The sequence below is a fragment of the Allobosea sp. 05T433 genome (assembly GCF_056396065.1).
This window is the reverse complement of sequence record NZ_JBFTKS010000005.1, coordinates 56,520-73,209: the sequence shown is the minus strand read 5'-3', so window position 1 is coordinate 73,209 and position 16,690 is coordinate 56,520. Positions and strand designations below refer to the sequence as shown.

20 protein-coding genes are annotated in these 16,690 nt (G+C 65.5%); 15 read left to right on the top strand and 5 right to left on the bottom strand.

Annotation, left to right across the window (positions count from 1 at the left end):
* Nucleotides 1-2 precede the first annotated feature (2 nt).
* The 4 genes from AC1DGP_RS08455 to AC1DGP_RS08440 are packed head-to-tail and all read left to right on the top strand — an operon-like array spanning nt 3 to nt 2,913.
* A complete protein-coding gene (locus tag AC1DGP_RS08455; RefSeq protein ID WP_441493080.1) occupies nt 3-557 on the top strand; it encodes a DinB family protein in 555 nt (184 codons plus the stop codon).
* Nucleotides 554-2,152 carry an FAD-dependent oxidoreductase gene (locus tag AC1DGP_RS08450; RefSeq protein ID WP_441507907.1) on the top strand — a complete coding sequence of 533 codons (1,599 nt, stop codon included), beginning with the start codon at nt 554-556 and terminating at the stop codon, nt 2,150-2,152. The genes AC1DGP_RS08455 and AC1DGP_RS08450 overlap by 4 nt, the downstream gene beginning before the upstream one ends.
* The gene (locus AC1DGP_RS08445; protein ID WP_441507906.1) at nt 2,149-2,346 is read left to right on the top strand and encodes a DUF2783 domain-containing protein; all 198 of its coding nucleotides are present in this window, start codon (nt 2,149-2,151) and stop codon (nt 2,344-2,346) included. The genes AC1DGP_RS08450 and AC1DGP_RS08445 overlap by 4 nt, the downstream gene beginning before the upstream one ends.
* A gap of 33 nt (nt 2,347-2,379) precedes the next feature.
* Nucleotides 2,380-2,913, top strand: a complete 534-nt coding sequence (locus AC1DGP_RS08440; RefSeq protein WP_476831986.1) for a hypothetical protein — start codon at nt 2,380-2,382, stop codon at nt 2,911-2,913.
* Here AC1DGP_RS08440 and AC1DGP_RS08435 read toward each other — a convergent pair.
* On the bottom strand, nt 2,894-3,499 hold the full coding sequence (locus tag AC1DGP_RS08435) for a GNAT family N-acetyltransferase (protein WP_476768790.1): 606 nt from the start codon (nt 3,497-3,499) through the stop codon (nt 2,894-2,896). The genes AC1DGP_RS08440 and AC1DGP_RS08435 overlap by 20 nt on opposite strands.
* Before the next feature lie 75 nt (nt 3,500-3,574).
* On the opposite strand from AC1DGP_RS08435, the gene AC1DGP_RS08430 reads away from it, so the two are divergent.
* Nucleotides 3,575-4,102 carry a CreA family protein gene (locus AC1DGP_RS08430; RefSeq protein WP_441493075.1) on the top strand — a complete coding sequence of 176 codons (528 nt, stop codon included), beginning with the start codon at nt 3,575-3,577 and terminating at the stop codon, nt 4,100-4,102.
* 9 nt (nt 4,103-4,111) lie between these two features.
* Here AC1DGP_RS08430 and AC1DGP_RS08425 read toward each other — a convergent pair whose 3' ends face one another.
* The gene (locus tag AC1DGP_RS08425) at nt 4,112-4,444 is read right to left on the bottom strand and encodes a hypothetical protein (RefSeq protein ID WP_113512928.1); all 333 of its coding nucleotides are present in this window, start codon (nt 4,442-4,444) and stop codon (nt 4,112-4,114) included.
* A gap of 314 nt (nt 4,445-4,758) precedes the next feature.
* Between AC1DGP_RS08425 and cysS the strand changes: the two genes are divergently transcribed.
* The 3 genes from cysS (at nt 4,759) to cimA (ending at nt 8,547) form a co-directional block, all read left to right on the top strand.
* Complete coding sequence (gene cysS / locus AC1DGP_RS08420) at nt 4,759-6,288, top strand: cysteine--tRNA ligase (RefSeq protein WP_441507904.1); 1,530 nt, start codon at nt 4,759-4,761, stop codon at nt 6,286-6,288.
* A 173-nt stretch (nt 6,289-6,461) separates the two neighbouring features.
* A complete protein-coding gene (locus tag AC1DGP_RS08415) occupies nt 6,462-6,839 on the top strand; it encodes an endonuclease domain-containing protein (RefSeq protein ID WP_441507915.1) in 378 nt (125 codons plus the stop codon).
* A 112-nt stretch (nt 6,840-6,951) separates the two neighbouring features.
* Entirely contained in the window at nt 6,952-8,547 is a 1,596-nt protein-coding gene (gene cimA / locus AC1DGP_RS08410) for a citramalate synthase (protein WP_441493072.1), read from the top strand.
* Between the two features lie 141 nt (nt 8,548-8,688).
* Here the strand turns inward: cimA and AC1DGP_RS08405 are convergent, their stop codons facing one another.
* Entirely contained in the window at nt 8,689-9,036 is a 348-nt protein-coding gene (locus AC1DGP_RS08405; protein ID WP_441493071.1) for a hypothetical protein, read from the bottom strand.
* 178 nt (nt 9,037-9,214) lie between these two features.
* Here AC1DGP_RS08405 and AC1DGP_RS08400 point away from each other — a divergent pair, with 178 nt between their 5' ends.
* The 4 genes from AC1DGP_RS08400 (at nt 9,215) to AC1DGP_RS08385 (ending at nt 12,834) form a co-directional block, all read left to right on the top strand.
* Nucleotides 9,215-11,128, top strand: coding sequence for an ABCB family ABC transporter ATP-binding protein/permease (locus AC1DGP_RS08400; protein ID WP_441507903.1), 1,914 nt, complete (start codon nt 9,215-9,217; stop codon nt 11,126-11,128).
* A gap of 99 nt (nt 11,129-11,227) precedes the next feature.
* Complete coding sequence (locus AC1DGP_RS08395) at nt 11,228-11,719, top strand: hypothetical protein (RefSeq protein ID WP_441493068.1); 492 nt, start codon at nt 11,228-11,230, stop codon at nt 11,717-11,719.
* 12 nt (nt 11,720-11,731) lie between these two features.
* Complete coding sequence (locus tag AC1DGP_RS08390) at nt 11,732-12,325, top strand: hypothetical protein (protein WP_441507902.1); 594 nt, start codon at nt 11,732-11,734, stop codon at nt 12,323-12,325.
* Nucleotides 12,322-12,834, top strand: a complete 513-nt coding sequence (locus AC1DGP_RS08385) for a hypothetical protein (protein ID WP_441507901.1) — start codon at nt 12,322-12,324, stop codon at nt 12,832-12,834. The genes AC1DGP_RS08390 and AC1DGP_RS08385 overlap by 4 nt, the downstream gene beginning before the upstream one ends.
* A 9-nt stretch (nt 12,835-12,843) precedes the next feature.
* Here AC1DGP_RS08385 and AC1DGP_RS08380 read toward each other — a convergent pair whose 3' ends face one another.
* Nucleotides 12,844-13,308 carry a GNAT family N-acetyltransferase gene (locus tag AC1DGP_RS08380; RefSeq protein ID WP_441507900.1) on the bottom strand — a complete coding sequence of 155 codons (465 nt, stop codon included), beginning with the start codon at nt 13,306-13,308 and terminating at the stop codon, nt 12,844-12,846.
* Nucleotides 13,309-13,540: 232 nt separating this feature from the next.
* On the opposite strand from AC1DGP_RS08380, the gene AC1DGP_RS08375 reads away from it, so the two are divergent.
* Nucleotides 13,541-14,239: a phosphatidylserine decarboxylase gene (locus AC1DGP_RS08375; protein WP_441507899.1), complete on the top strand. Its 699-nt coding sequence runs from the start codon at nt 13,541-13,543 to the stop codon at nt 14,237-14,239.
* 95 nt (nt 14,240-14,334) lie between these two features.
* Entirely contained in the window at nt 14,335-15,186 is an 852-nt protein-coding gene (locus AC1DGP_RS08370; protein WP_476775666.1) for a CDP-alcohol phosphatidyltransferase family protein, read from the top strand.
* A 155-nt stretch (nt 15,187-15,341) separates the two neighbouring features.
* Here AC1DGP_RS08370 and AC1DGP_RS08365 read toward each other — a convergent pair whose 3' ends face one another.
* Nucleotides 15,342-15,725: a hypothetical protein gene (locus AC1DGP_RS08365; RefSeq protein WP_141739951.1), complete on the bottom strand. Its 384-nt coding sequence runs from the start codon at nt 15,723-15,725 to the stop codon at nt 15,342-15,344.
* A 328-nt stretch (nt 15,726-16,053) separates the two neighbouring features.
* Between AC1DGP_RS08365 and AC1DGP_RS08360 the strand changes: the two genes are divergently transcribed.
* Nucleotides 16,054-16,662, top strand: coding sequence for a Maf-like protein (locus tag AC1DGP_RS08360; RefSeq protein ID WP_476775735.1), 609 nt, complete (start codon nt 16,054-16,056; stop codon nt 16,660-16,662).
* The last annotated feature ends 28 nt before the right edge of the window (nt 16,663-16,690 follow it).

The following is a 16,690-nucleotide window of genomic DNA, read 5'->3' as shown; positions in this document are numbered from 1 at the left end:
CGGTGTCGCTCGTCGCCTATCTGCGCAAGGCGGCCCGCAACAATGGCTGGGCCAATGACCGGCTGCTGCGCGCCTGCGCCGAACTGGACGACGAGGCATTCAGGGCCACGCGAACGAGCTTCTTCCCCTCGCTCCACGAGACCTTGAACCACAATCTCTCGGTCGATCAGTTCTATCTCGACGCCCTGGAGCAGGGCGGGCGCGGGCTCGCCGTCTTCGATACCTTCCGGCCGCTCGACGCGGCCGCGCTCCTCATCGTGCAGGGGCAGACCGATCGCCGCCTGATCGCCTTCTGCGATGCGTTGAGCGAGGCAGAGCTGGCACGGCAGGTCGAGACCGATCGCGGCGATGACGGCAAGGTGCCCGAGCGGATCGACGATCTGCTCGCGCATCTCTTCCAGCATCAGATCCATCATCGCGGCCAGGCCCACGCCATGCTCGCCGGCACGACGGTCGCGCCGCCGCAGCTCGATGAGTATTTCCTCGCTTTCGATGCCGGCCGGCGTGCCTCGGATCTGCGGGGGCTCGGGATCGAGGGGCCGGAGGCGATCGGATGACGACGGAGCTGCGCCGTTTCGCCTATCGCCGCAGCCCTGACCAGGATGCACGCGAACCGGCCCATCATCCGGTTGTCATCATTGGCGCCGGCCCGGTCGGGCTGACGCTCGCGCTCGATCTGGCGCGCCGTGCCGTTCCCGTCGTGCTGATCGATGATTCCGATCGCATCGGCGAGGGCTCGCGCGCGATCTGTTTTGCCAAGCGTACGCTCGAGATCTTCGACAGGCTCGGCCTCGCGGAAGGCATGGTCGCGAAAGGCGTCACCTGGCAGCGGGGCAGGGTCTTTCGCGGGCAGGAGCAGCTCTATGAGTTCGATCTATTGCCCGAGCCTGGCCACAAGCAGCCGGCCTTCATCAACCTGCAGCAATATTACGTCGAAGCGGCGTTGGCCGACGCTGCGGCTGCGGAGGCGCTGATCGATCTGCGCTGGTCGAACCGTCTCACCGGCATCCAGCCTCGTAGCGACGGCGCGCTCCTGACCATCGCGACGCCGGATGGGCCCTACCAGTTCGATGCCGGCTGGGTGGTCGCCTGCGACGGAGCGCGATCGCCGACGCGCGCGCTGCTTGGCCTGGAGTTTCGCGGTGAGGCCTTCGAGGACAAGTTCCTCATCGCAGACGTGAAGATGCGGGCGGAATTCCCCACCGAGCGTTGGTTCTGGTTCGCGCCGCCCTTCCATTCCGGACAGTCGGCCCTGCTGCACAAGCAGCCGGACGATGTCTGGCGCATCGATCTGCAACTCGATCGCGACGCCGACCCCGAGCATGAACGACAGCCCGAGATCGTGCGGCCGCGCATCCGGCAGATGCTCGGCCATGACGATTTCGCGCTGGAATGGGTCTCGGTCTACCGCTTCCAGTGCCGCAGGCTCGCGCGCTTCGTTCATGGTCTGGTGGTCTTCGCCGGCGATGCGGCGCATCAGGTCTCGCCCTTCGGCGCGCGCGGCGCCAATTCCGGCATCCAGGATGCCGACAATCTCGGCTGGAAACTGGCATTGGTCGTGAAAGGGCAGAGTCCCGCTTCTCTGATCGACAGCTATGACAGGGAGCGTGTCGAAGCAGCGCAGGAGAATATCCTGCATTCGACCCGCGCCACGGATTTCATCGCGCCGCGCTCGCCAGGCGAGCGGGTCTTGCGCGATGCGGCCCTTGCCCTGGCCGGCAAGGCCGGCTTCGCCCGGGGCTTCGTCAATTCCGGGCGTCTCTCGCAGCCGACGACCTATCTGGCGTCGCCGCTTTCGACGCCTGGCCCGGATTGGCAGGGGGGGCTCGCGGCGGGCACCTCCTTCCACGACGCTGCGCTGCCATCCACAGCCGGCGGGCGGCGCTGGCTGAGCGAGACGCTGGCCGAGGGCCGGCCGGTCATCATCGCCTGCGGGGTGGCGGCCGAGGGCATGACGCCTGCCGCCGCCTTGTGGGTCGACGTTCCCGCCAGAGATGGGGGAGACGAGCCCCTGGCGCGACGTTACGGATTGACGCCGGGCGATGCCGTCGTGCTGCGTCCTGACGGCCATGTCGCGGCGCGGTTTCGCCAGGCGACACCTGTGCAACTGGCGGCCGCGATCGAGAGGCTGGAAGGGCGCGCCGCAGCATGAGCAGCGAACTTGTCACGGAACCGAATCTCTCCGATCCCGACGCGGCGTTCCGGATGATCGCGGAGGCGCATCGCGATCTCTCCGAGGCCGAGAGCGTGGCGCTCAATGCAAGGCTCGTCCTGATCTTCGTCAATCATATCGGTGACGTGGAGATCCTGCGTCAGGCCTTGGCGCTGGCGCGCGAGGCGCGGTAACGTCGCATTTCCTCTGCCGGAGCCTTGGCCGCGATGATCGATCCCGTTCCGCTCTATTCCAGCGCCATCCCGCTCTCGTTCTTCCTGTGGGGGCCGGCGCTGGTGATGTTGATGTTCTGGCTCACCGGGCTCTGGGCGAGCCGTCAGGGCGTGGCCCGCATGCTCGAGAGCGACTGGAACGGCTTCAACGCTGCCGATGTCGAAAAGCTCTTCGCAGCTTATGGCGAGGAACGCCGCAACCGCTACCGTCACCGGGTGCTGCCGGCCGATGTCGCCTTCGCCCTGACCTATGCGATCGTCGGCGCGATCATGGTCGCGGGCGTCGCGATGCGCGGCTATCCCTGGTGGGTGGCGGCATTATGCGGCGGCGGCTGGCTCTTCGGCGGGCTCTGCGATGTCGTCGAGAATTTTGTCATTGCCCGGCTGCTCGACAAATACCCCCGGGTCGAGGCGGGCGATGTCGCCATGGCGAGCGGCTTCACGCAGTTGAAGCTGGTGCTGTTCACGCTCGGCGTGCTCGGCGCGCTGGCCGCGGCCTATCTGGTGTTCAAGCCACTGGCGGTGTGACGACCGGTGCCGCGGCTGCGTCATGGGTGGCAAGCCAGCCGGCGCGGCCGAGGCGGAAGAAGGCGCAGAGGAAGTGCGGATCGCCCATCAGCCATGAGCACCGGTCGCTCTCGCGCTGGAAACCGAGCCTCTCCGCCAGACGAAGGGATGCCGCGTTCAACGGGTGCGTGAGGATGACCACCTCGGTTAGGTCCAATGGGCCAAAACCGTGCTGGAGCAGGCGCGAGGCCGCCTCCGTCGTATAACCCCGGCCCCAATGGCGCGTCTCGAAGCGGTAGCTCAGCTCGATCTGCGCCGTCGCCGGAGCGCCGGGGAACAGCGCGACATAGCCCAGCAACGCGCCAGGGCTTTCGCGCGGGCTGATCGACCAGTAGCCCAGCCCCCGATCGACATGGGTGAAGCTGCGCTTCGCCACGGCCTCCCTGCTCATGAAGGCGGTGCCGACTGGCGCGATGTGTCGCATCACCTCCGGATCGGAATTCATTGCAATGACATGGTCGAGATCCTCAATGGTTCTCGGCCTGAGGATGAGGCGGTCCGTCGCGAGGATCGGCTGCGTCGTCGCCGGCATCTTGCTGGTCTGCATCGGACGCCTCTGGCATTGCTTCGCCTCAGAACCCATATGCGGCGCCGGCTACGCGGAACAGTCAGGAGATCGAGAATGCGCGCCTGTGGTACCACCTCTTCACGCGCCCTGGCCCTGGCTCTGTTGGCGCTAGGGCTCGGTCTGACCGGGGCCGCACAGGCCCAGGAGGACCTGATCTTCAGGAAATCGACCGTCTGGAAGATGCTGACGCCGAACGACAAGCTCGCCGTCTATGGCGTCGACGATCCGATCGTCGAGGGTGTGGCCTGCCACTACACTATCCCCGAGAAGGGCGGCGTCTCCGGCATGTTCGGGGTGGCGGAGGAGGTCTCGGAGATCTCGCTCGCCTGTCGTCAGGTCGGTCCGATCAAGTTCAAGGAGAAGTTCGAGCAGGGCGATGTCGTCTTCCGCGAGCGCCGCTCGATGGTCTGGAAGAAGATGCAGATCGTGCGCGGCTGCGACATCAAGCGCAACGTGCTGGTCTATCTCGTCTATTCCGACAAGCTGATCGACGGGTCGCCGCAGAATTCGACATCCACCGTCCCGATCATGCCCTGGGGCGGGGTAGGCGAGGCGCCGAAATGCTCGGATTGGGTGAGGTGAGCCGCAGGCTCAGCCGCCGCAGGTGATCGAGAGCGGCTGTTCGGCCGGTTCGGTGATGACAGGCTTCGAGACCGAACCGGTGAAATCTTCGCGCGAGGCGATGCCGAAGGCTGTCGCCTTCGCAAAACCCTGGGCCTCGCACCAGGCATCGGCGACGATCTTGCCGCATTCCGAAGTCTTCGAGGACAGGCAGTCGGCGACGCCATAGCCGTCGCTCGCCGGAATCAGGAAAATGCGCTGGTCGTTGGAAGCGGCCACCGTCTTCGAGGTCGGCAGGACTGCGAGCGAGAGGCCGGCTCCGACGATTCCGAACAGGCCGATCAGGGCGATGGCGCGGCGCATTCTCGATCTTTCCTCGTGACCCGACAGGCCAAAGAACCTTCGAAGCATGAGGATGGTTCCAGTCCGTTAAATTTGAATGAATTCGGCGTCAGCTATGTTGCGGCGCAACAAACTCGGGCGCCCTCTTGACGCAAAGCCCGCGCACAGGCAATCAGTTTTTCATGACGCAGGCCGCCATCCGGATTTGCATTATTTGCCGCTAGCTTTCGCTGGCCGGCTGCTCACGTCATCGTCCTGAAACGACCCGACAGAAAGCGCCCCCGGCCAGCGRCCCGGACCACGCTTCTCGTCGCCTATTCGCCAGGACCGTTTCGATGACGCCGACTTTAAGGCTCTACAACACGCTGACGCGGACGAAAGAGACGTTCGCGCCGATCGATCCCGGCAATGTCCGCATGTATGTCTGCGGTCCGACGGTCTATGACTACGCCCATATCGGCAATGCCCGCCCGGTCATCGTCTTCGACGTGCTCTACCGGCTGCTCCGCCATCTCTATGGCCCCGAGCATGTCACCTATGCCCGCAACCTCACGGACGTCGACGACAAGATCAATGCGCGCGCCGCCCGCGACTTTCCGGGCCTGCCGCTGAACGAGGCGATTGCCCGGGTCACGCAGACGACGACGGCGCAGTTCCACAATGATGTCGATGCGCTGGGCAATCTGCGCCCCGATGCCGAGCCGCGCGCCACCGACCATATCGAGGAGATGAAGGCGATCATCGAGCGCCTCATCGCCCGTGGCATCGCCTATGTCGCCGAGGAGCATGTGCTGTTCCATGTGCCGGCTGTGGCGAGCCTGGGGAAGGCACCGAAATACGGCTCGCTCGCCCGGCGTTCGCTGGACGAGATGATGGCCGGCGCCCGTGTCGATGTCGCGCCCTACAAGCGCGATGCCATGGATTTCGTGCTGTGGAAGCCAAGCCGCGACGGCATCGACCCCGGCTGGCCTTCCCCGGCCGGCATCGCCACGCCCGGCCGCCCCGGCTGGCATATCGAGTGCTCGGCCATGTCGATGGCGAAGCTGCTCGCACCCTTCGGCGGCGGGCTCGCCTGCGATGACCCCGCCAGGAATGTCTTCGACATCCATGGCGGCGGCATCGACCTCGTCTTCCCGCATCATGAGAACGAAATCGCCCAGAGCTGCTGCGCCTTCGGCGGTGCCGATGGCGCCGGCCGCATGGCGAATATCTGGATGCATAACGGGTTCCTGCAGGTCGAAGGCGAGAAGATGTCGAAGTCTCTCGGCAACTTCGTCACCATCAACGAACTGCTGCAGACCGATGCCTTCGGCGGCCGGACATGGCCGGGCGAAGTGCTGCGCCTTGCGATGTTGAAGACGCATTATCGTCAGCCGATCGACTGGACGGTGAAGTCGCTGGAGGAGGTCGAGTCCATCATCGGTGGCTGGGAGGAAGTCCTGCGTGGCATTCCGACGGAACCGCAGGCCACTCCAAGCGACGTGGATGCCGAAATCATCGCCGCGCTGGCCGATGACCTGAACACGGCCAAGATGATGACGCGGCTTCACGGTCTCGCACGCGAAGCGAAGGCCGGCGATCCGAAGGCTGCGCGCGCATTGGCGGCAAGCGTCGATTTCCTCGGCCTGAATCGTCAGGCCTGGGGGCGGAAGGAACAGGAGTTCCTCATCCGGACGGCGACCGATGACGGCTTCGCGACGCGTGTCGACGATCTGATCCAGCGCCGGCTTGCAGCACGTCGCGCCAAGGACTTTGCCGAGTCCGATCGCATCCGCGACGAACTTGCGGCGATCGGCATCCAGCTCAAGGATGGCAAGGACCCGGCGACGGGCGAGCCCACGACAGCATGGCAGGTCAAGCGATGAACCGCGACCAAGCCCCCTCTCCCCTTGCGGGAGAGGGTTGGGGTGAGGGGTCGCGCGACGCTTGCCGGCCTTCGGCTCATTCTGCTTCAACCGGACAGGGAAGCGCGACCCCTCATCCGGCCGCTGCGCGGCCACCTTCTCCCGCAGGGGGAGAAGGGGAGCATGCGCCGTCGCTGCGTGCCAAGCTCGGCCAGCGCGCGCGCTCGATGCGCAAGGAGCCGACGGAGGCCGAGCGCAAGCTTTGGCACCTCCTGCGCGACAGGCGGTTCAGCGGTTTCAAGTTCCGTCGGCAGGTCCAGATCGGTTCCTATATCGTCGATTTCGTGTGTCCGTCGAAGCGACTGATCGTCGAAGCCGATGGCGGCCACCATGCAGAAAGCACCTATGACGCCGTTCGGGACGCTTGGCTGAAGGAGCAGGGCTTTCGCATTCGTCGCTTCTGGAACGCCGATATTCTTCGTCGTGGCGACGAGGTCCAGGACACGCTTTGGCACGATCTCGATGGAGCGACGCTCCATGAGACGGACATGACATGGGAAGTGAAACGATGAACCGGGATGCCCCGAAGATCCGGCGCGCCGGTGCGCTCTCGGTCGCCATGAAGCTCGTCATGCTCGCCATGGTGATGCCGCGTGTGCTGCGCTATCGGATGAGGGCCGGGCGATGAGCGCCCGCGTCCATCTTTTCGATACGACGCTGCGCGACGGCGCCCAGACCACCGGAGTCGACTTCTCGCTCGACGACAAGCGCGCGGTCGCCGCCATGCTGGACAAGCTCGGCATCGACTATGTCGAGGGCGGCTATCCCGGGGCGAACCCGCTCGATACCGCCTTCTTCGCGGAGAAGCCGACTTCGAAGGCCAAGTTCGCTGCCTTCGGCATGACCAAGCGGGCAGGGCGCTCGGCCGCCAACGACCCGGGCATCGCTGCCCTGCTCGAGGCGAAGGCCGACGCCATCGTCTTCGTCGCCAAGAGCTGGGACTACCATGTCCATGTCGCGCTCGAGATCTCGCTCGAGGACAATCTCGAGGGGATCACCGACAGCGTGAAGGCCGCGAAGGCGGCCGGACGCGAGGTGATGCTCGACTGCGAGCATTTCTTCGACGGCTACAAGGCCAATCCCGACTATGCGCTGGCCTGCGCGCGGGCAGCCTATGAGGCGGGCGCGCGCTGGGTCGTGCTTTGCGACACGAATGGCGGCACCTTGCCGGACGAGGTCGGCGCCATCGTTGCCGAGGTCGCCAAGGTCGTGCCGGGCGATCATCTCGGCATCCATGCCCATGACGATTGCGGCTGCGCCGTTGCCAATTCGCTGGCGGCGGTCGAGGCGGGGGTCCGCCAGATCCAGGGCACGCTGAACGGGCTCGGCGAGCGCTGCGGCAACGCCAATCTGGTGACGCTGATCGGCGCGCTGAAACTGAAGGACAGGTATCGCGAGCGCTTCAGCATCAATGTCGACGAGCAGCAGCTCGGCGAGCTGACCCATGTTTCGCGGGCCCTCGACGAGATGCTGAACCGCGCCCCGAACCGGCACGCGCCCTTCGTCGGTTCGTCTGCCTTCGCGACCAAGGCCGGCATCCATGCCTCAGCGGTGCTGAAGGACCCGCGCACCTATGAGCATGTCGCGCCGGAAGCGACCGGCAATATCCGCAAGGTCCTGATCTCCGACCAGGGCGGCAAGTCCAACCTCGTTGCCGAGCTGGAGCGCATCGGCGTGACGCTTGGGCGCGACGATCCGCGGCTCGGGCGCCTGCTCGACGAGCTCAAGGACAAGGAGGCGCAAGGCTACGCCTTCGAGGGGGCCGACGCCTCCTTCTTCCTGCTCGCCAAGCGGATCCTGCGCGAGGTGCCGGATTATTTCACGGTCGAGCGCTTCAAGGTGAATGTGGAGCGCCGCTACAACGCCAATGGCGAGCTCGTCACCTTCTCCGAGGCGATCGTGAAGGTGCAGGTCGGCGACGAGCTGCTGATCTCGGCTGCCGAGGGCTCTGCCGGTCCGGTCAATGCGCTCGACGTCGCCTTGCGCAAGGATCTCGGCCGCTATCAGTCGCTGATCGGCGGCTTGCGGCTCGTCGACTACAAGGTCCGCATCTTCCAGGGCGGCACCGATGCGGTGACGCGCGTCCTGATCGAATCCGCTGACGAGACCGGCGAACGCTGGACCACGGTCGGTGTCAGCGCCAACATCATCGACGCCTCGTTCCAGGCGCTGGTCGACTCGATCACCTACAAGCTGATGCGGGCCGGCGCGACGGCGTAAGCGACGAGGGCTTTTGATCCGCCGCGATTCCCGGGTGAGGCGCAGCGCCCACCTGGCAATCATTCTGCGGATGAGCGTTCGGCGGTGCCGCCGCGGTCGGGAATGGCCGGGACGAGGCCCGGCCATGATGGCCCTGGCGGCTCAATCCGTCAGGCGGATCGTCTTTTCCCTGCAGAGATCGACGCCGTCATTGTCGTTTTCGACCTCGTCGCTGAAGCGACCGAGCACGAAATAGCTGCAGCCTGCCGGCTTGTTGAGTTTCAGCACGGCGCTCTTTCCGGGAGCGAGCGGCTTGGCGAGTTTGGCGACGAGGCGGGGCTGTTCACCCGAGGTGGTGATTTCGAGCGTGTTCAATGGCACGCTGCGGGCATTGGTTACCTTGATCTGTGCCGGCGGCCGCGCTGATTGCGCCAGGGCGGGAAGCGTCGCGAGGCAGAGTGAGACGCTGGCGCCGATCAGGCCGGCAAGGATAACCCGTTGAGCTCTCATGGCTGTTTCTTTCCCCGATCCGAGCATTGACCGCTCCGACGCCATCTCACACCGGTCCTTCGACGAGAACAAGGCCAAGCCGGCGCGCGTGTTCCGCAATCCCCGACTTGCAGCAAGGCTCATGCATTCGCCCGCGATCGCGGATATATGGGCGGTTCAACTTGGAACTGTTTGAAAAATGTCCCCGCCTGCCGCGCCGCCTCCAGCGTCGAACTTCGCCCACTCGGCCGTCCTGCAACCCGGCTCCGGCTTTGTCGCGACCTTCCGTGCGCTCTGGCCCTATCTCTGGCCACCGGATCGCGCCGATCTACGCAAGCGCGTGGTCGCGGCCTTCATCCTGCTGGTCATTGGCCGCATGGTGCTGATGGGCGTGCCCTTCACCTTCAAATGGGCGACGGATGCCCTGGCGAACACGCCGACCAGTCTCGGGCGCTGGCTGCCCTGGCTGGTCGGCGCACCGCTGACCCTGACGCTGATCTACGGGCTGGCGCGCGTCGGCTCCTCGGCCTTCATCCAGATGCGCGACGCGTTGTTCGCACCCGTGTTCATGCATGCGGTGCGCACGCTGGCGCTGCAGACCTTCGGTCATCTGCATTATCTCTCGCTGCGCTTCCATCTCGAGCGCAAGACCGGCGGTCTGACCCGCGTGCTGGAGCGCGGCCGCAACGGCATCGAGGAAATGGTCCGCCTCGGCCTGAACCAGTTGGTGCCGGTCGTGGTCGAAGTCGCCCTGATCACCGCCGTGCTGCTGACGATGTTCGACTGGCTCTATGTCGTCGTGCTGGTGGTGATGGTGACGACCTACATGGCCTACACGATCAAGGCCACCGAATGGCGCATCGCCATTCGCGGCGCCATGAACGAGTCCGATACCGACGCCAATTCGAAGGCGATCGACTCGCTGCTCAACTATGAGACGGTGAAGTATTTCGGAGCAGAGGCTCGCGAGACAGCCCGTTACGACCGTTCGATGGCGCGCTACGAGCGCAATTCGATCAAGGCCTATACCTCGCTCGCCTGGCTCAATTTCGGACAGGCGGCGATCTTCGCGACGGGCCTGACGATCTCGATGGTGATGGCGGTGCGCGGCTTCCAGGCCGGCACGCATACGGTCGGCGATTTCGTGCTGATCAACGCCATGTTGATCCAGCTCTACCAGCCGCTGAATTTCATGGGCACGGTCTATCGCGAGATCAAGCAGGCGACCCTCGACATCGGCGAGATGTTCGCCCTGATTGGCCGCGATCCCGAGATCCAGGACCATCCGGGCGCCCCGCCGCTTCGCGTCGATGCAGGCGAGGTCCGCTTCGAGGACGTGCATTTCGCCTATATCCCTGAGCGGCCGATCCTGAAGGGTATTTCCTTCACGGTGCCGCCGGGCAGGACGATCGCCATCGTCGGCCCGTCCGGCGCCGGCAAGTCGACGATTTCGCGCCTGCTCTTCCGCTTCTACGAACCGGCCAAGGGCAGGATCATGATCGACGGGCAGGATATCGCCGCGATCCAGCAGGTCAGCCTGCGCTCGGCGATCGGCATGGTTCCGCAGGACACCGTGCTGTTCAACGACACGATCGAGTACAATATCCGCTATGGCCGGCCGGATGCGACCGAGGCCGAGGTCGAGGAGGCGGCGCGGCTCGCCCAGATCGACCGCTTCATCCGGTCGTTGCCCGACGGCTATGAGACCTCCGTCGGCGAGCGCGGCCTGAAGCTCTCAGGCGGCGAGAAGCAGCGCGTCGCCATCGCCCGCACCATCCTGAAGGGGCCGCCGATCCTGGTGCTGGACGAGGCGACCTCGGCGCTCGATTCCTTCACCGAGAAGGAGATCCAGGACGCGCTCGACCGGGTCAGCGAGGGGCGCACGACGCTGGTCATCGCCCATCGGCTCTCGACCGTAATCAATGCCGACGAGATCATCGTGCTGGACAAGGGCCTGATCGTCGAACGCGGCCATCACCGCGAGTTGCTGGCGGCGGATGGCGTCTATGCGGCGCTCTGGAACCGTCAGCGCCAGGTCGACGAGGCCAAGGCGACGCTGAAGCGCGCGACCGAGGAAGAAGAAGAGAGTGTGAGAGTGACCCTGACGCAGTAGTCGGGGCGACGGAATTCTCTCGCCAAACGCGGCCTGCTTCCTGCATGCTATACTCCGCCGGTTTCACACGAAGCCGGTGGAGCATTGCGGGGGCTGCTCATGTTCGATCCGACGACCTTCACCGGCTTTCATACCTGGCTCAGCCTGATCGCCATCGTGGCGGGTTTTCCCGTCGCCGCGGCCATGCTGAAAGGGCACACGCGGCCGCGCTGGACCGGAATTTTCCTCTCCACCGCGTTTGCCACCAGCGCGACGGGCTTCGGCTTTCCATTCAACGGCCTCCTGCCCTCGCATATCGTCGGTGCGATCTCGCTCATTCTGGTCGGCCTTGCCGGATACGCCCTCTACGCTCGCAGGCTCGATGGCGCCTGGCGGCGGATCTATGCGGTCACGGCGATGCTCGCCTTCTATCTGCTGATCTTCGTTGCGGTCGCGCAGGCTTTCATGAAGGTGCCGTTTCTCCAGGCCATGGCGCCGACCCAGTCAGAGCCGCCCTTCGCGATTGCCGAAGGGCTCGTGCTGCTGATCTTCGTGGTGCTGACCTATCTCGCCGCGCGCCGCTTCGTCCGCAGCCCGACGGCGCTCGCCTGAGGATTGCGTGGCTTGCGTGGCGATGGCTCGCTCCCACGCAACTGGCCGATCCTTGCCTGCCGCGGTGACACCATGCTGAAGCGCCTGCGCCTGACCGGGGCGCTTCTCTTCTCCATCCTGGCCGCGGACCGGGCCGCTGCCGCGACGGAGCAGGGCTGGGAGCTCTGGATCGTCAAGCCGGGACGGCCGGGCATCGTCCAGACGTGCTCGCTGCTCAGAATGTCGCCGTCGCCGCTTGAATCGACACTTCCTCCCGATCGGCAACCGCTTCGGCTCGATGAGGCGCTCTCGATACGCTGGCAGGGCGGATATCTCGTGCAGGGCGGCGCGCCCGAGAGCCCCGCAGCGAAGCGGGGCTGGAATCCGGCCGATAGTTGCTTCGTCCTGATGGTTGCGGGCAAGCCTGTCGCGGCCGGCGCTGTCCTGCCGCGAGCCTCCGCTCAGCTGCTTCGCTTCGATACTCTCGTGGTCCAGGAGGACCGGGCAGGCCAGCGGCTCGCCTTCGAACTGCTCCCGCATTTTCCGGCGGATGTCATGCTGCCGGCCCCTGCGCCCTGGGCGGCGGCGCTCGGTGCGCTCAGCCGCCCCTCAGGGGCCACGCGATGACGGCAGCGAAGCGCTTGCGAGCGGTGTTCGGGCTCGGCGCCAGCCTGGTCCTGGCGCTGTCGGCCATGCCTGTGCAGGCCTCCGGCACGAAGAAAATCGGCAACTGGGTGGTCATTACCAATGACCGGCAGGGCGGGCGCAAGGATGTCGCGGCGGTGCTGAGCGATAGAGAGGCCCATGTCGGCCTCGCGATCCGCTGCATCGAGGCCAGCCTGTCCATCGCCTTTCTGCCGCTGAACAATGACGGACTGTTCGGCAAGGCGGGGCGGGCGGCTGCATCCTTCGTTCAAGCCGATGGTCAGCCGGCGGTTGAACTGGCGGGCGCGGTCGGGGCGGACCGGGCCGTGCATGTTGCGCGCCCGGCGTCCCTACTCGGATTGATCCTCGGCGGGGCCGAGATGAGTGTGTTGATCCCGGCTCAGGGCAGCGGGGCGGTTTCTGCCGATTTCGACCTTGCATCCGGCCGGAGCGCGCTGGCCGAGCTTGTCGGGCAGTGCCCGGCCGACTGACGGCTACGCTCAGTCCAGCTCCAGCCGGTAGCGCAGCTTCAGGCGCTCGCCGCGGGCATAGCTTTCGTAGTTTTCCGGGATCGTGACCTCTTCGACGAGGACACAGCCGAGCCTTTCCAGCGTGCGGCGGGAGGCGAGATTGTCGGGCGTCGTCGTCAGCCAGAGTTCGCTGAGGCCGCACGCCTTGGCCAGGGGAAGCAGCGCCGTCACGGCTTTGCCGGCGAGGCCGCGCCCGCGATAGGCTGGCTCGACGGAAAAGCCGATCTGCCCGGCGAGATGGGTCAGGAGATAGCTCGCGCCTGGCCGCAGGCTGATCGTGCCGGCGGGCTCAGCCTCGGCCAGGATGTCGAAGCGATAGGCGGCGGCGCGCCAGGGCGAGGTTTCCGGCGAATAGCTCCTGCTCAGCCGCAGGCTGACATCGTCACAGCCAAGCCTGGCCAGAAGAGCCGTGTCGATATCGCCCGCCTCCGCCATGTCCCGCACTCCGCACCAATGCCATGGCTGCACTTCTAGCCGTTCCGCTGCCCTGTCTGGAAGACGCGGCGGCAAAGAGGCGGAGTTTCGTCTGCCACAAGGGGCGCGGCATGCGGCCTCTTCCCCCGGAGCGCCGAACCCCGTAAATCACGCGGCAATGCCTGCCGCCCCATTCGGGCCGCAGGGGAGCGTCACTCTGCCGACGCGCTGACAAGACCAAACAGGATTGCCCATGTCGCTCGTCGATTCCGTCCGCAAAGTGATCGTTCCCATCCACAAGGAGGGCTACGTCTTCATCGCGATCGCGCTGGTGGCGACGATCGTGCTCGCCAATCTTTGGTCGCCCTTCGGCTGGCTCGGCGCGATCATCACGATTTGGGTCTGCTATTTCTTCCGCGATCCCATCCGGGTCACGCCGCAACGCGAGGGGCTGGTGATCTCGCCGGCCGATGGCCGCATCAGCCAGATCGCCTCGGCGCTGCCGCCGCCGGAGTTGAACCTGCCGGCCGAGCCGATGACGCGCATCTCGATCTTCATGAACGTCTTCGATTGCCATGTGAACCGCGCCCCGGTCTCGGGCCGCATCATCAAGATGGCCTATACGCCGGGCCTCTTCCTCAATGCCGAGCTCGACAAGGCGAGCGAGGACAATGAGCGCAACGCGCTGGCGATCGAGACCCCGGCCGGCACGGTCGGCGTCGTCCAGATCGCAGGCCTGATCGCGCGGCGCATCGTGCCCTTCGTCAAGGAGGGCGATGCGATTGCGACCGGCGAGCGTTTCGGCCTGATTCGCTTCGGCTCGCGCGTCGACGTCTATCTGCCGACGAGCGTGATTCCGCTGGTTGGCGAAGGCCAGACCGCGATCGCCGGCGAGACCGTGCTGGCCGATGTCTCGGCCAGCGAAACACGGCGCAGCTTCCGCGGAATCTGAGCGCTTTCGACATCCCGGAGCGCCGTGATGCGGCGCCCGGGATGATCGCCGACTGCTCCTAGCCTCCGGGCCTAAAACCGCGTATTCCGGCTGGCATGAGCGATCTCTTTCCCCCCTTCGAGCCCGAGCAGGCTGAATCGAAGCGCACGCGCTTCAAGGCGATCCCGTTTCGGCTGATCGCGCCCAATGTCATCACATTGCTGGCGCTCTGCCTCGGCCTGACCGCGATGCGGCTCGTGGTCGAGGGCAAGCTCGAATCGGCGACGATCTTCATCCTGATCGCTGCCGCGCTCGACGGCGTCGACGGCCGCCTGGCGCGCATGCTGAAGGGCACGTCGCGCTTCGGCGCCGAGCTCGATTCGCTCTCGGATTTCGTCAATTTCGGCGTCGCCACGGGCTATGTGCTCTGGATTTTCGTCCTGCACGATCTGCGCTCCTTCGGCTGGATCATCGTGCTGACGCTGGCCTGCGCCATGGCGCTCCGGCTCGCGCGCTTCAACGTGATGATCGACGATCCCAATCGTCCCGACTGGCAGAAGAACTTCTTCGTCGGTATGCCGGCGCCCGCGGGCGCGATCACCGCGATGCTGCCGCTCTATCTGCATTTCATCGGTGTGCCGGTGCAGGAATATGGCGCCCTGCTGGTCGGGATCTATATCCTGTTCATCGCCTTCCTGACGATTTCGCGCATCCCCTGCTATGCCGGCAAGACGCTCGGCACCCGCGTGCCGCGTGAGAAGGTGCTGCCGCTCTTCGTCGCGGTGGTGGTGGTGGCGGGGCTGCTCTTTGCCTACCCCTTCGAGATGCTGTCGCTGATCGTGCTGGCCTATCTCGCGCTGATCCCGATCAGCGTTGCGCGCTATCGCAAGCTCGAGCGCGAATACAACGCCGGCCTGGTGGAAGCTCCGTCCGAGGGCGGCAAGACGCCCGTGTCGGATACCGACTAGGGCGTCGGCCCGAAAAGTGGATTGCGGTTTTCGGAAAAGCCGACGCGAGCGCGCCAAAGCGTCGGCCCGAAAAGTGGATTGCGGTTTTCGGTAGAGCCGATGCAAGCACAGACGATTGGATTATCGGGTCGGACGCGAAATCCGGTCGCTATAATCTAGCGGCGGCGGCTGCTCAGCCGCGCCGCATTGGCGCGGGTTCGTTTCGAGAATGGCTCGAGGGTGTTGCTGGTCGCCCGGGCGACCGCCTCGCTCATGTCGAGCTGGCTGAATGGGCTGAAGGCCAGATCCCACCAGAACAGGCTGACAGCCTGGCTCGCGGCGAGGCCGCTTTCCATCACCGCGGAAACCTTCTCGGTCAGGGCCTTCGTCGCCTCGCGCTGGCCGCGCCGGTCGCCGAGCGCGCCCTTGAGCAGGATCGGCATCCGCATCGCGATGGTCAGCCCGGCCTCGGCCTGCATCGTCATGACCTTGCTCACGAGCGCCTGCGCTTCCACTCCCGTTCCCAGAGCGGAACGCGGACGTCGGGTCGATGTGGTCATTTCGGTGAAGGGCTCCGGAACACGGGACAGGTCGGAAAGGACTCCGGCCTCGCAAAGAGGCCGCGTCTGCGGGCCGCAGGCTTTAATGTGTCAAGTGAAAGGCTGAAACGCAAGGGCGAGGCTGCGTATTTTATGCGCAGTGAACATAACGAAATGGGTATTGCGCTCCAGGATTGCATTCGGCGCGTGGCGGTTCAGAGAGATTTCGCAACCGGCGAAAATGATCTAGAGGCTTGGTCGGAGGGTGTCCGCCATGGGCGCCTGCGAGCCTCAGAGACGAACGCCCTTGAGTTTCTTCTCCACTCCCAAGCAGCCCGGCTGGCGGCCTATGCTGGTCCTGGCTTCGGCCTCTCCGCGCCGGCTGGCCTTGCTGGAGCAGGCCGGGTTGAAGCCCGACGCCATGCTGCCGTCCGATCTGGACGAGACACCGCTGAAAGGCGAGCGTCCGCGCGATCTTTCGCGCCGCCTGGCGCGCGAGAAGGCGCTGGCCGCGCGGGAAGGCGCGAAGAGCCGCCCCGATCTCGAAGGCTGCTACATCCTGGCGGCCGATACCGTGGTCGCAGTCGGCCGTCGGGTCCTGCCCAAGGCGGAGATCGTCGATGAGGCAGCTGCCTGCCTGCGGATGCTCTCCGGGCGCGCCCATCGCGTCTATACCAGCGTTGCCCTTGTGACCCCGGGCGGAGCGATCCGTGACCGCATCGTCGAGACGCGCGTGCGCTTCAAGCGGCTCTCGACCGAAGATCTCGAGATGTACCTCGCCTCAGGTGAGTGGCGCGGCAAGGCCGGCGCCTATGCCATCCAGGGCATTGCCGGCTCCTTCGTGGTCAAGCTCGTCGGCTCCTATACCGGCGTTGTCGGCCTGCCGCTTTACGAGACGGTGAACCTGCTCGGCGGCGAAGGCTTCCCGATCCGCTTCGGCTGGATGAATGTCGGCTGAGCGTCAGCGCATCTTGCCCTGACCTGCG